This window comes from Methylobacterium pseudosasicola (assembly GCF_900114535.1).
Classification (GTDB): domain Bacteria; phylum Pseudomonadota; class Alphaproteobacteria; order Rhizobiales; family Beijerinckiaceae; genus Methylobacterium; species Methylobacterium pseudosasicola.
Genome location: NZ_FOTK01000040.1, coordinates 26,248 through 40,290, shown reverse-complemented (window position 1 = coordinate 40,290; position 14,043 = coordinate 26,248). Strand labels below are relative to the sequence as shown.

The 14,043-nt window shown below is 69.3% G+C and carries 16 protein-coding genes; 6 read left to right on the top strand and 10 right to left on the bottom strand.

Annotation, left to right across the window (positions count from 1 at the left end):
- The first annotated feature begins 132 nt into the window (after window positions 1-132).
- Complete coding sequence (locus BM228_RS26985; protein ID WP_092045451.1) at window positions 133-2,313, top strand: transglycosylase domain-containing protein; 2,181 nt, start codon at window positions 133-135, stop codon at window positions 2,311-2,313.
- A 10-nt stretch (window positions 2,314-2,323) separates the two neighbouring features.
- On the opposite strand, the gene BM228_RS26980 is transcribed toward BM228_RS26985, so the two are convergent.
- On the bottom strand, window positions 2,324-2,770 hold the full coding sequence (locus BM228_RS26980) for a DMT family transporter (RefSeq protein WP_092045449.1): 447 nt from the start codon (window positions 2,768-2,770) through the stop codon (window positions 2,324-2,326).
- A 122-nt stretch (window positions 2,771-2,892) separates the two neighbouring features.
- Between BM228_RS26980 and BM228_RS26975 the strand changes: the two genes are divergently transcribed.
- A complete protein-coding gene (locus tag BM228_RS26975; RefSeq protein ID WP_092045446.1) occupies window positions 2,893-3,804 on the top strand; it encodes a LysR family transcriptional regulator in 912 nt (303 codons plus the stop codon).
- Window positions 3,805-3,843: 39 nt separating this feature from the next.
- Here the strand turns inward: BM228_RS26975 and BM228_RS26970 are convergent, their stop codons facing one another.
- The gene (locus BM228_RS26970; RefSeq protein WP_092045444.1) at window positions 3,844-4,683 is read right to left on the bottom strand and encodes an aldo/keto reductase; all 840 of its coding nucleotides are present in this window, start codon (window positions 4,681-4,683) and stop codon (window positions 3,844-3,846) included.
- A gap of 242 nt (window positions 4,684-4,925) precedes the next feature.
- Here BM228_RS26970 and BM228_RS26965 point away from each other — a divergent pair, with 242 nt between their 5' ends.
- From BM228_RS26965 to BM228_RS26955, 3 genes are read left to right on the top strand one after another with little or no spacing between them, the layout of a single operon-like run.
- Entirely contained in the window at window positions 4,926-5,999 is a 1,074-nt protein-coding gene (locus BM228_RS26965; RefSeq protein ID WP_092045442.1) for an adenylate/guanylate cyclase domain-containing protein, read from the top strand.
- A complete protein-coding gene (locus BM228_RS26960) occupies window positions 5,999-6,202 on the top strand; it encodes a hypothetical protein (RefSeq protein ID WP_092045440.1) in 204 nt (67 codons plus the stop codon). Before BM228_RS26965 ends, BM228_RS26960 begins: the two co-directional genes overlap by 1 nt.
- A complete protein-coding gene (locus BM228_RS26955; RefSeq protein WP_092045438.1) occupies window positions 6,199-6,672 on the top strand; it encodes a YaiI/YqxD family protein in 474 nt (157 codons plus the stop codon). Before BM228_RS26960 ends, BM228_RS26955 begins: the two co-directional genes overlap by 4 nt.
- Window positions 6,673-6,683: 11 nt before the next feature.
- On the opposite strand, the gene BM228_RS26950 is transcribed toward BM228_RS26955, so the two are convergent.
- The 3 genes from BM228_RS26950 to BM228_RS26940 form a co-directional block, all read right to left on the bottom strand.
- Window positions 6,684-7,247, bottom strand: a complete 564-nt coding sequence (locus BM228_RS26950) for a cyclase dehydrase (protein WP_092045436.1) — start codon at window positions 7,245-7,247, stop codon at window positions 6,684-6,686.
- Complete coding sequence (locus BM228_RS26945; protein WP_092045434.1) at window positions 7,244-8,416, bottom strand: zinc-dependent alcohol dehydrogenase; 1,173 nt, start codon at window positions 8,414-8,416, stop codon at window positions 7,244-7,246. The genes BM228_RS26950 and BM228_RS26945 overlap by 4 nt, the downstream gene beginning before the upstream one ends.
- Before the next feature lie 134 nt (window positions 8,417-8,550).
- Window positions 8,551-9,408 (bottom strand): manganese catalase family protein, encoded by an 858-nt coding sequence (locus tag BM228_RS26940; RefSeq protein WP_092045432.1) that lies wholly within the window; start codon window positions 9,406-9,408, stop codon window positions 8,551-8,553.
- Between the two features lie 575 nt (window positions 9,409-9,983).
- On the opposite strand from BM228_RS26940, the gene BM228_RS26935 reads away from it, so the two are divergent.
- Window positions 9,984-10,532, top strand: a complete 549-nt coding sequence (locus BM228_RS26935; RefSeq protein WP_058192649.1) for a formaldehyde-activating enzyme — start codon at window positions 9,984-9,986, stop codon at window positions 10,530-10,532.
- Between the two features lie 138 nt (window positions 10,533-10,670).
- Here the strand turns inward: BM228_RS26935 and BM228_RS26930 are convergent, their stop codons facing one another.
- From BM228_RS26930 to BM228_RS26910, 5 genes are all read right to left on the bottom strand, one after another.
- Window positions 10,671-10,934: a BrnA antitoxin family protein gene (locus BM228_RS26930; RefSeq protein WP_092045430.1), complete on the bottom strand. Its 264-nt coding sequence runs from the start codon at window positions 10,932-10,934 to the stop codon at window positions 10,671-10,673.
- 6 nt (window positions 10,935-10,940) lie between these two features.
- Window positions 10,941-11,324 (bottom strand): hypothetical protein, encoded by a 384-nt coding sequence (locus tag BM228_RS26925; RefSeq protein WP_092045428.1) that lies wholly within the window; start codon window positions 11,322-11,324, stop codon window positions 10,941-10,943.
- Window positions 11,325-11,627: 303 nt separating this feature from the next.
- Complete coding sequence (locus BM228_RS26920; RefSeq protein ID WP_092045426.1) at window positions 11,628-12,614, bottom strand: energy transducer TonB family protein; 987 nt, start codon at window positions 12,612-12,614, stop codon at window positions 11,628-11,630.
- 4 nt (window positions 12,615-12,618) lie between these two features.
- Complete coding sequence (locus BM228_RS26915; RefSeq protein ID WP_092045424.1) at window positions 12,619-13,092, bottom strand: ExbD/TolR family protein; 474 nt, start codon at window positions 13,090-13,092, stop codon at window positions 12,619-12,621.
- A 141-nt stretch (window positions 13,093-13,233) separates the two neighbouring features.
- The gene (locus BM228_RS26910) at window positions 13,234-13,929 is read right to left on the bottom strand and encodes a MotA/TolQ/ExbB proton channel family protein (RefSeq protein ID WP_092045422.1); all 696 of its coding nucleotides are present in this window, start codon (window positions 13,927-13,929) and stop codon (window positions 13,234-13,236) included.
- Window positions 13,930-14,043 lie beyond the last annotated feature (114 nt).

Here is a 14,043-nt window from a genome sequence, read left to right as displayed (position 1 = left end):
GTCCTGCCATCCCGGTTCGGGTGCGGATGGGATCGCTAACGACCCCTTAAACCGCCGCATTTAGCGTGCGGAAACCCGGTTGCGCCGCAACGCACACGCGCGCCGGTGTCGGATCGTTCGAAGACGGGATGCATGGCCAAGGGTCGGGGCAGGATAGAGCCGAATTTCGACGTGCCGGAAGGGCGCGTCCGGGATCGCGGCGAGCTCGACCTGCGCCTGTCCCGGGACGACCGGGCCGGGACAGGAGAACGCGTGGGCAAGCGAGCGGACGAGACGACGCGGGCCACGGCCAAGACGGCGGCCCGTCGGTCCCCGAAGAAATCCGGCCGGCGTCGGCGTTCGTGGCTCGGTCGGATCGTCTACGGCACCGTGGTGCTCGGCCTGTGGGCGGTGATCGGCATCGCCGGGCTCATCGCCTACCACGCCTCGCAATTGCCGCCGATCGATCAGCTGGCGGTGCCCAAGCGCCCGCCGAACATCGCCATCCTGGCGAGCGACGGCTCGCTGCTGGCCAACCGGGGTGAGACCGGCGGCCGCGTGGTCTCGATCAAGGAGCTGCCGCCCTATCTGCCGCGGGCCTTCGTGGCGATCGAGGATCGGCGCTTCTACCAGCATTTCGGCGTCGACCCGGTGGGTATCCTCCGGGCGATCGGCCAGAACCTGACCCGGCGCGGCGTCGCGCAGGGCGGCTCGACACTGACCCAGCAGCTCGCCAAGAATCTGTTCCTGACCCCTGAGCGCTCGGCCTCGCGAAAAATCCAGGAGGCGATCCTCGCCCTCTGGCTGGAGCACAAGTACAGCAAGGACGAGATCCTCGAACTGTACCTAAACCGGGTCTATTTCGGCGCCGGCGCCTACGGCGTCGAGGCTGCGGCGCAGCGCTACTTCGGCAAGCCCGCTAAGGAGGTGTCGCTGGCCCAGGCCGCGATGCTCGGCGGCCTCGTGCAAGCGCCCTCGCGGCTCGCCCCGAATCGCAACCTGCCCGCCGCCCAGGCGCGCGCTGCCCAGGTGCTGGCCGCGATGCAGGAGCTCGGCTTCGTGCCGGCGCAGGACGCCAAGGTGGCGCTGGCCCAGCCGGCCCGGCCCGCCAACGCCCGCGGCGGTGGCTCGGCCAACTACGTCGCCGACCTCGTGATGGACGTGCTCGACGATTACGTCGGCAAGTTCGACACCGACATCACGGTCCAGACCACTGTCGATACCGGCCTCCAGGGCTTGGCCGAGAAGGCGCTCACCGACGAGCTGAACGCCAGGGGCACGCGCTTCAATGTCGGCCAGGGCGCCCTGGTCTCGATGCGGCCCGACGGGGCGATCCGCGCGCTGATCGGCGGGCGTGACTACGCCCAGAGCCAGTTCAACCGGGCGACCACGGCCAAGCGCCAACCCGGCTCCTCGTTCAAGCCGTTCGTCTACCTTGCCGCCGTGGAGCACGGGGCCACCCCGGAAACCGTGAAGGACGACGCGCCGATCCGGATCGGCAATTGGGCGCCGGAGAACTACTCCCACCGCTACGACGGCCCGGTCACCCTGCGCACGGCGCTGGCGCATTCGCTCAACACGGTGGCGGTGCGACTCGGCCAGGAAGTCGGCCCGAAGACGGTGGTTCAGACGGCGCAACGCCTCGGCATCACCTCGCCGCTCCAGGCCAACGGCTCGATCGCGCTCGGCACCTCAGAGGTGACGCTGCTGGAGATGGTCGGCGCCTACGGGGCTTTCGCCAATGGTGGCACCGGGGTGATCCCCTACGTGGTCACCTCCGTGAAGAGCGCCGCCGGCAAGGTCCTGTACAAGCGCTCCGACAACGGCCTCGGTCGGGTCATCGATGCCAATGCCGACGGCATGATGAACGCCATGATGCACGAGACCTTCGTCTCGGGCACCGCCAAGAAGGCCGACATCCCGGGCTGGGAGCTCGCGGGCAAGACCGGCACCACCCAGGATTTCCGCGACGCCTGGTTCATCGGCTATTCGGCCACCCTCGTCACCGGGATCTGGCTCGGCAACGACGATGGCGAACTCACTAAGAAGGTCACCGGCGGCAACCTGCCGGCGGATATCTGGAAGACCTACATGACCCAGGCGCTGAAGGGTCAGAGCCCGGTGCCGCTGCCTGGCCTCAACCGCTGGCGCAAGCCGCCGCCCGAGACCACCGCCTCGGTGGCGAGCGCTGCGCCGAGCGCCCCGACGGACATCCTGGGCCAGATTTTTGGGGATCCGGCCGCCCAGACGCCCCGCCAGCAGGCCCCAGCGCGCCGGGCGCCGGCCAAGGATGACCGCAACTTCGTCGAGAAGCTGTTCGGGATCGGGGACTAGCTGGTCTCGGTCAGCGGCGGATCAGGATGACGCCGCCGACCAGCAGCGCGACTCCGAGCGCGCGCGGCAGGTCGATCGGCCGCTGGGTGAGGCCGAGCCAGCCGTAGTGATCGAAGACTACCGAGGCGAGCATCTGGCCGGTGACCAGAAGCGCCAGGAAGGTTCCGGCCCCGAGCTGCGGGACGAGGACGATCCCGAGGCCGATGAAGATCGCCCCGAACAGCCCGCCGCTCCACGCCCACCACGGGATCCGCGCCACCATGCCGGCGGACGGGATCGGGTCGCGGACTGCGAGGGCGAAGACGACCATGCAGGCGACCCCGACGGTGAAGCTCGCGACGCCCGACAGCGCGGCTGAATTGAGCGCCGTGCGCAGATTGGCGTTCAGCGCCTGCTGAATGACGATGCTGATACCGGCCATGAGTGCCAGGGCCGAAGGGAGGAGCAGGTTCAGCATGAGGAGCGGGTGCTATCGGGCGGCGCTGGCGTGAGCGCCGCGGGTCATGGGTGGTGTCTTGACAATCATCCGAAGCCCATGCCGTCAAATGCCTGATACGGTCGCGTCCATGCACACGAGGCATGATGAACCCTGCCCATCTCGATCTTTTCCGTGCCGTCCTGCGTCATGGCGGAATGACGAAGGCCGCTGCGGTGCTCGGGATCGGGCAGCCCCATATCAGCCGGGCGATCGCGCAGCTGGAAACGGATCTCGGTTTCGAGCTGTTCGTCCGCGGCCACGGCAGCGCGTCGCCCACCCTGGAGGGCGAAGCTTTCGCCCGCGAGGTCGAGCGGACCTATGCAGGGCTCGAACACCTGCGCGACACGGCGCGGCAGATCCGAGAGGTCGGAACCGGCAGACTTCGCATCGCGTGCCAACCGTCACTGGCGACGCGGCTGCTCCCCCGTGCCATCCGACGTTTGAACGCCGCACATCCGGAGGCGCGCGTCGCCGTCCACATGCCCGGTCCAGATACGATCTGGTCCTGGGCCGCGTCGGGCCAGTGCGAGATCGGTCTCGTCCGACGGCGTTCCGGCTATGCGGGTGTCGCCTGCGAAACCTTCCTCTCGGTCGATGCCATCTGCGCGTTACCGCGACACCATGCTTTGACCCGCAAGGCGGTGGTGACGATTCAGGACCTCGCAGGTGAGTCTCTGGTGGCAGGAACTCCGGGCGCTCTGCAGGAGGCGCTCGATGGACTCCTGGCACAAGCGGGAGTCGCGCCACGCGTCTCGTTCGTGGCCCAGTATACGGCAGCCCGCTGCGGTCTGGTGGCGGAAGGTCTGGGTCTTGCGATCGTCGATCCAGTGCCGGCACGCGCGCTTAAGGGTCTGCCGATCGTGCTGCGGCCGTTCCAGCCGCGCCTGCCCATCGAGACGGTGTTGATCCGGCCGGCTGGACGACCGCCGGACCAGATGGCCGGCCGCCTGATCGCGTTGCTGCACACGGAGCGCGACGCCCTGATCGCCGACCTGCCAATTGATCGGCGATGAAGCAGGTTCAGATCGGTCGCGATGATCGCCGTCCCGATCTCACAGCATTGGCAGCATCCGCGGTCGCGGGCCCCGCGGGAAATGCGCGTCGATCATGGCAAGCTCGGCCGGGCCGAGATGCAGGTCGGCGGCGCCGGCATTCTCCACCGCCCGGGCCGGGCGGCCGGTCTTGGGGATCGTGAAGGTCCCGGGCAGGCGGGTCAGGAAGGCCAGGGCAACCGCGTAGGGGGTGGTGCCGTGGGCGCGGGCGATGCCGTCGAGGACGCGGCCGCCGGCGCTGGCCGGGTCGGGAAACTCGCCGCTGCCGAAGGGCGAGTAGCCGACCATCGCGACCCCGTGCGTCTCGCACCAGGGCAACACCGCGTGCTCGATCGCCCGCTCGTTGAGGTGGTACAACACCTGATTGCAGGCGATCCGGTCCGGCCCGGCGATGGCCAGCACCCGGTCGAGATCGTCGACGTCGAAATTGCTCAGGCCCCAGGACAGGATCTTGCCGTCCCGACGCAGGTCCTCGAACCCCGCGATCGTCTCGGCCAGGGGATGCTGGCCAGGCCAGTGCAGCAGGTAGCTGTCGAGCCGGTCGGTCCTGAGCCGGCGCAGGGAAGCCTCGCAGGCGCGCGCGACGCCCCGGCGGGTGGCGTTGCCCGGGACCACCTTCGAGACGAGGAAGACCTCCTCGCGGCAATCCGCGATGGCCTCGGCCACGATCGCCTCGGCGTCGCCGTACATCTCGGCGGTGTCGATATGGGTCATGCCGGCATCGATGCCGGCCCGCAGGGCGCGCACGGCGTCGGCCCGGTCCGAGCCGTCGATGTGCCACGTGCCCTGGCCGATCACCGGCACCGCGACGCGCGTCGCCCCGAAGCTCCTGGCGTACATGGCAGCGCTTCCTTCCTCGCCGCGATGGCTCTTGGTCCGTATGCCGGCGCCGAGCCGGCCTCCGACGGGCCCGAACCCGCCCGCGCCTTACTCGCGCCATCTTGGGGGGATGAGCAATGGGTCACCGCCGCTCCGGTGCGAAACTTTAGTCCAGTGTCTCACGCCGCGCTCATCGAGGCCGCCAGGGGGCCTGCCAAGCCCGCGCTGCGGCGGCCCGCGCTGGCCCTGTGGGAGACGCGCTGATGCTGCCGGCCCACCGGGTGTTCTGGGGACTGATCCTGCTCACGGCCGCCGGCGCGGGGCTGCTCTACAACATCATCTTCGCGGACGGCGCCACGCCGCTCGCCGGCTTCACCTACGGCCTGTGCACGGGCGCGACGGTCCTCGCCTTCGACCGCGGCCTGATCCTGGCAGGGCTGCAGGCGCGGATCCGGCGCTTGCCGGCCTGGCTCTACGTCATCGCGGCGGAGCTCGCTTACGTGCTGATGATCGTGTCCGGCAACGCGCTGGGCGGCCTGATCGTCTGGACCTTCGGCCTCACGGGCGACGAACTCGCCGTGGCGACCCGCACGAACGCGCGCGTCCTCGCCTACGCGCTGGCGGTGGCCGGCCTGCTCGTCTTCGTGATCCGCATGCGCGACCTCGTCGGCGGCGAGATCTTCGTGAACTTCATGATCGGCCGCTACCACAAGCCGGTGGCCGAGGAGCGGATCTTCCTGTTCCTGGACGTGGTCGGCTCCACCGCCTTCGCGGAGACCCATGGCGACCTGCGCGCCCAGGAATATCTCAGCGCGGTGTTCGCGACCCTGGCCGAGCCGGTGCGGCGCAACGGCGGCTCGGTGGACGATTATATCGGCGACCTCGCCATGGTCACTTGGCCGATGAGCCGGGGCCTGAAGGATGCCCGCTGCGTCACCTGCGTGTTCGACGTAATCGACCGTATCGAGGCCGAGGAGGCCGCCTGGACCGCCCGGTTCGGCACGGTGCCGAAGCTGCGCGCCGCGCTCCATGGCGGCTCGGTGGTCACGGCGGAAGTGGGCGTCGACCGCCACAAGATCGCGTATTTCGGCGACGCCGTGAACGTCACCTCGCGGATCGAGGCCCTATGTCGCCCGCTGGGCGTCGGCATCCTGATCTCGCAGGACCTGCTGAGCCGTCTGCCGCGCCTGCCCCCGGGCGTGCGGGCGCGCTCGCTGGGGGCGCACGCCCTGCGCGGCCGCGGCGCGCCCCTCGCGGTGGCGACCCTGGAGCGGGGCGCCGCCTCCGAGACTGCCCTCGCCGAGCAGCCCCAGCGCCGGCTGGCGGCGGCGCGCTGATGGCCTCCACCGAAACCGGACCCTGGACCGCGTTGCTCGTCATCAAGCTAGTCCTGCGCTTCGGGCTGCCCCTGATCGGGCTGTTCGTGATCGGCCGCGCGATCGTTCACTCGATCGGCGGCGATATTCAGCACTGGCAGTTCGCCCTCGGGGCGCTCCTGATCCTGGCGGGCTTCGTCTCGAAGCTGGTGCCCCGGCGATGAGCGCGGCGGAGACAAAGCTGCCGATCTACCTCGACGCCGATGCCTGCCCGGTGAAGGACGAGACCTATCGGGTCGCGGCTCGCTACGGCCTCACCGTCTACGTCGTCGCCAACAGTGTCCTGAACCTGCCGCGCGAGCCCTGGATCGTGCGCGTCGTCGTCGGCTCGGCGCTGGACGCCGCCGACGACTGGATCGCCGAGCGCGCCGGCCGCGGCAGCATCGTGCTCACCGCCGACGTGCCGCTCGCCGCCCGCTGCGTGAAGACCGGCGCCACGGTGCTGGCCTTCACCGGCAAGCCGTTCAGCGAAGCCTCAATCGGCATGACGCTGGCAACCCGCGACCTGATGCAGTCCCTGCGGGAGGCCGGCACGATCACGGGCGGCCCGCCGCCCTTCTCCCGGACCGACCGTTCTTCGTTCTTGTCCGCCCTCGACCGGGCGGTGAACCGGATCCTGCGGGAGCGTCCGTAGGCTCGGTGCGCCTACGCCTTGCCGCCCTGCCAGGGCCGCAACGGCTCGGGGATGCGGAAATCGGCCGGCGGCTCGAAGTCGGAGGCCGCCCCCCGCATGGCCTGCGGGGGAAGCGGGAAGCCGCTGCGGTCGCCGTAATCGAAGGCCCCCGGGGGCGAGAGCCGCTTCTGGCCGATCAACCCCTGGGCGCAGATGACGTCCAGCACCGTCACGCCTGCCACCGCGGCGGTGGCAGCGGCGAGGTTGGTCTTTTTCGGATTGTCGTCCTCGAAGCCGGTGGCCAGCGTGGCGAGGTCGATCGCATCGCCGCCGACCCGGCCGAGGATCCAAGGCGTCGGGTCATGGCTCATCAGGATCGCCACGCCGGTCGCGACCTCGCGGACGCCGTAGGCCTGGATCAGCGTCTCGCGGCCGCGGAGGCCGAGCGCCCGGCACAGGCCGCGCGCCGCCGTCAGCTCCAGGAGCCCGAGGCCGATCGAGAACCAGCCGAGGCCCCGCGCCAGCTCGTCGTGACGGGTGTAAGCTCCGCCACCCGGGGCGCCGCGGGATGCGAGGGGGTGCCGTGTGTCGCTCATGGCCGGATCACCACCTTGATGCAGCCATCCTGCTTGTCCCGGAAGACCCGATACATCTCCGGACCGTCCGCCAGCCCGATCGTGTGGGTGATGACGAAGGACGGGTCGATCTGCCCGTCCTCGATCCGCTTGAGCAGGTCCAGCGTCCAGCGGTTGACGTGGGTCTGACCCGTGCGGACCGTCAGGCCCTTGTTCATCAGGGCGCCGATCGGGAACTTGTCGATCAGGCCGCCATACACGCCGGGCACCGAGAGCACGCCCGCCGGGCGGCAGACCATGATCATCTGGCGCAGCACGTGGGACCGGTCGGTCTCCAGCAGCATCGCCTGCTTGGCGCGATCGTAGACGGCGTCGACCGACCCCATGGCATGCGCTTCGAGCCCGACGGCGTCGATGCACTTCTCCGGGCCCTTGCCGTCGGTCATGTCGTTGAGGCGACCGACGATGTTCGATTCCGTATTGTAGTCGATCACCTCGGCCCCGCCGGCCTCGGCCATCTGCAGGCGCTCGGGAACCCGGTCGATGGCGATCACGCGCTTGGCGCCGAGCAGCAGCGCCGAACGGATCGCCATCTGGCCGACCGCGCCGCAGCCCCAGATCGCCACCGTGTCGGTCGGCTGGATGTCGCACTGGACGGCGCCCTGCCAGCCGGTCGGAAACACGTCCGACAGGAACAGCAGCTTCTCGTCGGAGATGCCGTCGGGCACCTTGATATGGGTCGAGTCCGCGAACGGCACGCGCAGGTACTCGGCCTGGCCGCCGGCATAGCCCCCGGTCAGGTGCGTGTAGCCGAACAGGCCCGCGGTGGTGTGCCCGAAGGCGGTGTCGCCCAGCGCCTTGTTGCGGTTCGAGCGCTCGCAGACCGAGAAATTGCCGCGCCGGCACTGCTCGCACTGGCCGCAGGTGATGGTGAACGGGACGACGATCCGGTCGCCGACCTTGAGCGACTTGTTGTCCTTGCCGACCTCCACAACCTCGCCCATGGCCTCGTGGCCGAGGATGTCGCCGGACTTCATGCCCGGCATGAAGTGATCGTAGAGGTGCAGGTCCGAGCCGCAGATCGCGCAGCTCGTGACCTTGATGATGGCGTCGCGGCCCTCCTCGATCTCAGGGTCCGGGACCGTGTCGCAGCGGACATCCCGAGTGCCGTGCCAGACCAGTGCCTTCATGGGAGCGATCTTCCGGCTGTCATTCCACGCGTGGTTGTCCTGAGACCAACCGGCGCTCGGGACGATTGTTCTGTCGCCACGGCAGGACAGCACTCCGGGGCCGGGTTCTGTGCCGGTCCCGGAGCGCCGTGGGCTCAGCCGATCTGCTCGGACTGGGCGGCGCTGTCCGGCCGGGCCGGGCCGAGAACGGGCTCCTGGCCCATCGGCTGGTTCTGGACGATGCTGTACCGGCCCTTGCCGTCGAGGGACGGACCTTCGGTCCAGCGGCCGGTGGGTGGCGGCGAACCGTCGGCCGAGGACGAGAAGTAGTTGTAGTTGAACTTCTGGTTCTCCTGCTCCTGCGGGAAGGAGTTCGGGATCGGCAGGGTGCCGGCGTGGCCGCCGAGCTCCTCGATCACCGCCAGCCATTGCTGCTGGTGCATCGTGTCCCGGGCGATGAGGAAGCTCCACATATCCCGCATGCCGGCATCGTTGGTGGCGTTGTACAGGCGCACCGCCAGCACCCGGCCGGTGCTCTCGGCGGCGACGTTGCAGTACATGTCGGCTGCGATGTTGCCGCTCGCGTAGATGTGGCTCATGTCGAAGGGCAGGCCATCGGCATTGCCCGGAAAGGCCGCCATGCCGGTCGACAGCAGCGTCTTGTGCAGCATGCCTTCGGCAACGTGGCGCGGGTTCTCACCGCCCATCACCGCGCCGACGAGCGCATCGGCGGCCCCGGTTTCCTGCACCTTGGTCGGGGCGGTCTCGAGGTTCATGGCCACCGCGGTGGCGAGCATCTCGATATGGCCCAGCTCCTCCGTGGCGGTGTTGAGCAGCATGTCGCGATACTTCGTGGTCGGCGCGCGATTGCCCCAAGCCTGGAAGAAGTACTGCATACACACGCGGATCTCGCCCTCGATCCCGCCGATCGCCTGCTGGAGCATGCGCGCGTAGATCGGGTCGGGCTTGTCGACCTTGACGGGGTACTGAAGGCGCTTGTCGAGGTAATACATGCGGTCCAGTCCTTGTGACAGGTACGGTGGGCGCGGCTCACCGCGCACGCTGGTGCGGGCTGCATGCCCCGAAGGGCGTCCCGCGTCGCTCTTCGTCCAACCGCGCTTCAGGCTACCGGTTCAGTCTGATCTTCAATGCGGACGGATTTTTTCGAACAAAGCCGCGCCTGTACGGCATCGAAAAACTAAATATGTTAGGTTTTAGGCTATAGATACGCTTCTATCACCGATCAAGACAAACATATGTTTCGATCGACGCTCCGACGATGGCGATAATCGGACCGGAACCCTCCGCTGGCCGTCCCCACGGCGTCGGCAGCTTTGCCGGGCAGCCGCGGCGCTCGAACTTGAGCGGAGCAACCCATCGGGTCGCGGGCAGCCGCCAGCGATCATCTGGTCTGCCAATCAGTCACGGATGACGGGCGAGCCTATGTCGCCCGGAGCGTTGTGGTAGAGGAGGCCGCCGACCGGGACGCAGCGGACCGCGCTGCCCGGAGCCGAGGCGCCTATCCAGCCGACACGTATGCGCACGGCCGCCTCGACCCACCGGTGCCGTACCCAAGGAGCCTACCGTTATGAGTGAACGCATCATCCTCCGCGCCGGTGAGGCCCTGGTGGCAGGCGGCCCGCCCAACACGGCGTCCGAGCCGGAGGTCATCATCGGCGAGCTCGACGGGCCGGTCGGCACCGCGATCGCGACTCTGACCGGCGACCAGGTGGTCGGGCACAGCCGCGTCTTCGCGCTGCTCAACACCGACATCATGGTCCGGCCGGTAACGCTCTGCGTCTCCAAGGTCAGCGTGACCGAGAGCAAGTACACCTCGATCCTGATGGGCACGGTGCAGTTCGCCATCGCCAACGGCGTGCTCGACGCCGTGCGGGCGGGCTACATCCCCAAGGAGAAGGCCAACGACCTCGGCATCATCTGCTCGGTCTGGCTGAGCCCGGGCGTGATCCAGGCTGAGACGGTCGATCACAAGGCGCTGTTCGAGATCCAGCGCAAGGGCATGACCGAGGCGATCCGGAAGGCCATGACCAACGAGCCGTCGATCGACTGGCTGTTGGAGAACCAGGACAAGATCGTCCACAAATATTACACGATGGGCCTCGAAGGTAAGATCTGATCCTGATCTTGCCATCCACGCAGAGAAACAGCCCGTGCCTCGGCGCGGGCCGTCCCGTTTCTCAGCGTTGAACCGAAGCTGTCGGACGCGTCAGCGGGTACCGGCTCGCCGAACGCAATCGACCCCGGTGGGCCGGTCTCACGCGTCCGAAGCGGGGACCAGCGCCTTCAGCGCTTCGTTGACGCGGTCCTGCCAGCCCGGACCGTCCTTCTGGAAATGGGCCAGAACGGCGCTGTCGAGGCGCAGCGTGACCATCTCCCGCGCGCCCGGAACAGCCGCGGGCCGCGGCGCCGAGGGCGGGGAAGGAGGGGCGGCGGGCTTGGCGGTCGTGGCGGCCTTGAAGGCCGCCTCGGCTGCGGTGCGCGGATCGGTAAATCGGCGGCGGTTGCGATCGTCGGCCATCGGCCCTCAGTCCTTCGCGGCAGCTTTCTTCGGCGCGGCCTTCTTGGCAGCCCCCTTGCCGGCACCTTTGGCGGCGATCTTGGCCGCCGCCTTGGCCGCCTTCTCGTCCGCCTTGGCCTGCGCGTCGGCCGCCTTGGACTGGGCCTCCGCGGCCTTGATCTCGGCCTCGGCGGCCTCCTTGGCCAGACGCAGGGAGCGCAGCTTCAGCGTCCGCTCGTCGATCGCCTTGATCGAGGCATGATGCTCGGCCATCGCCTGCGCGCCCTCGCGGGCCATGCGCTCGGCGCGTTCGGCCCGCTCGGCGCGGTTGTCGGCCCGGGTCTTGGCTTCAGCTTCCGCGTCGCGGATATCCTCGGCCTCGTCGAGGTCGGTCTCAGTCTCGTCGCTCATCCTGTGCCTTTCGCCCCGGCCCAGCGGCACCAGATCCTACGCGTCGGGCGCGGGATCGGCGTCTGGAGCGGGTCCGGCCTGTTCGAGGGGTGGAGGGGCAAGGCCGGAAGATCCGCCCCGCCACGCCGTCCTGCGACGACTGTTCGAGGCCGTGATCGCAAGACCACTAGCACGCCGGTAGGCCGGATGGCGAATCCGGCCCGCCGATCGAGCAGGACAGGACAGCGTATTCGTCTCAGAACGAGCCGTGCCTGATCAATCGAGACCGGCCCCTCTGCCTCGCCATACGCTCATTACTCGCGCTCAACGCACGCGATAGTTGAGTGGGATCGTGACCGAAAGGCTCGGTTGCGTCACGCCGGGGGGCGCCGGCGGCATCCCGCCGCGCACCGCCGCCAGGGCCGCGCTGTCGATCTGGCCGACGCCGCTGGACCGGGCGAGCCCTGCGCCGCTCACCGCTCCAGAACGCGATACGGTGAACCGGACCATCGCGGTGCCGCCGCTGGTGCCGGCTGCCGCCCCCGGATTCATCCGCCCGTGGATCGCCGCGCTGATCGCCCCGGTCCATTGCCGGAGCGCGCTCGGATCGCTGCCCGCGGCGGCCCGGCCGGCCGCGTTCTGGCGCGCGGCGGAGGCCGAGTTGCGCGCCTCGGCGCCCTGCTGGGCCTTAGCCTGCTTCGCCTTGGCTTCGCGGGCCGCCTTCAGCTTCGCTTCGCGGATCTCCTCGAGACGCTCCTCGCGCTTCTGCTCGCGCAGCTTCTCTTCGCGGATCTTGCGAAGCTTCGCCTCCCGCTCGGCCTTGATCTTCGCCGGATCCGGCGTCGGCTTCGGCGCCTCCTCGGTTTTGGCGACCTCGGTCGGTGGCGGCGCCAACGGCTCGGCGGCCTCGGAGGACGAGGTGATCACCTCGCTCTGGGCCTCCACCGGCACGGCTTCCTGAGGCGGCTCGACGACGGCCTGGGTCTCGTCGGGCTTGACCTCGGTCATCTCGGGCGGGGGCGGCTGCACGGCCTCGTCGGGGGGCAGCTCCACCGGCTTGGTCTCCGGCGGCGCCTCCTGGCTCATCTGCTGCTCGGCCGGGGCCTCGGTCGCCGCATCGGTCATCACCGGCGCCAGATCGATGGAGATCTGCTGCTCGCCGGGGGGCGCGGGCGGCGTGAGCCGGTAGAACATCACCGCCACGAGCACGAGGGCGTGCAGCGCGAACGCGACCAGGAAGGCCAGCAGCAGCCCTGAGGGGCCGCGCTCGCCGGGGCCTGCCGGCAGATCCGTCGAAGTCAGCGTGCTCATCGATTCAGCGGGCGGTCTCTGCGGGCGCGGCCGGGGCCGCCGCGGCGGGGCCGCCGGGCGATTGCGCGATCAGCGACACCTTGGTGAAGCCCGCCTGGCCGACGAGGCCCATCACCTGCATGATCTTGCCGTAGGGCACGTCCCGGTCGCCGCGCACCAGGATGACCTGGTCCTTGTCGGCGGCCGCCATCTCGCGCAGGCGCGGCACGAGGCTGTCCATGGTGAACACCTCCTTGGCGATCGACGGGTTGCCGTCCTTGTCGACCGTGACCTCCTGAGGCTTCTTCGACTGCGCGACCTTGGCCGCCGCGGTCTTGGGCAGCTGCACCGGGACGCCGGTGGTCATCAGCGGCGCGGCGACCATGAAGATGATCAGGAGCACGAGCATCACGTCCACCATCGGGGTGACGTTGATGTCCGACATCGGCATGTCGTCGAGGTCGTCATCGTCGCTTGCGCGGGGCGATGCCATCGCCATGGCGGCGTCTCCGGTTGGTTGCATTCGGCCCCGTTCGGGCCATGGTTTCAGACGCTCGCGGGCCGGATCGGCGTCGGCGAGCGTGCCGGATCAGGGCTTTGGTGCCGGTCCCGTCGCGACGCGAAGGGCCGCAGCGGGCGCCTACTCGGCCGCCGCGCGGTGATGCCCGGCCGCGGCCCGGTCTCTGGCGAGACGGTCGCCCAGCAATCCGATGTAGGAATTGAAGGAGCTCTGGATGCCGCTGATGTCGCCCGACAGCTTGTTGTAGGCCATCACTGCCGGGATCGCGACGACGAGGCCGATGGCGGTGGCGAACAGGGCCTCCGCGATGCCCGGCGCGACGACGGCGAGCGAGGTATCCTGGCTGCGCGCGATCGACGAGAACGAGTTCATGATGCCCCAGACCGTGCCGAACAGGCCGACGAACGGGGCGGTGGAACCGGAGGTCGCCAGCAGCGACAGGCCGGTGCGCAGGCGCTTCACCTCGAGGCCCAACGCGCCGCGCATGGCCCGCTCGATCCGCTCGCGCCGCTCGGCCCGGGTCTCGGTAGGATCCTGGTCGCGCCACGCGTCGATGGCGGCCTTCACGACGTGGCCGGTCAGGCCCTTGTGCTGGCCGTCGAGGCTTCCGCCCGAGCGCACCAGCGTCTCGAAGGCCTTCGCCTGGCGCCGGGCGGCCGAGAGCCGGATGATCTTCTCGAACACCACCGTCCAGCACGCGATCGACGCGATGACCAGCAGGATCATCACGCCTTTCACGATCGGATCGGCCTGAAGGAACAGGCCGAGGAACGAGAAGTCGTGGGCGACCTCGGTCGGGGCTTGTGTCGGGTCCATCGCGGGCTCCTGGCGTCGTGGTGTCATGCGGCCCACGGCCGCCGTCTCGTCGGGGTGCGGCGAAAGCCGCTGACCGCCCGGCTGCTCTCGCCGCCGGGCGGTATGGTCTCTGGG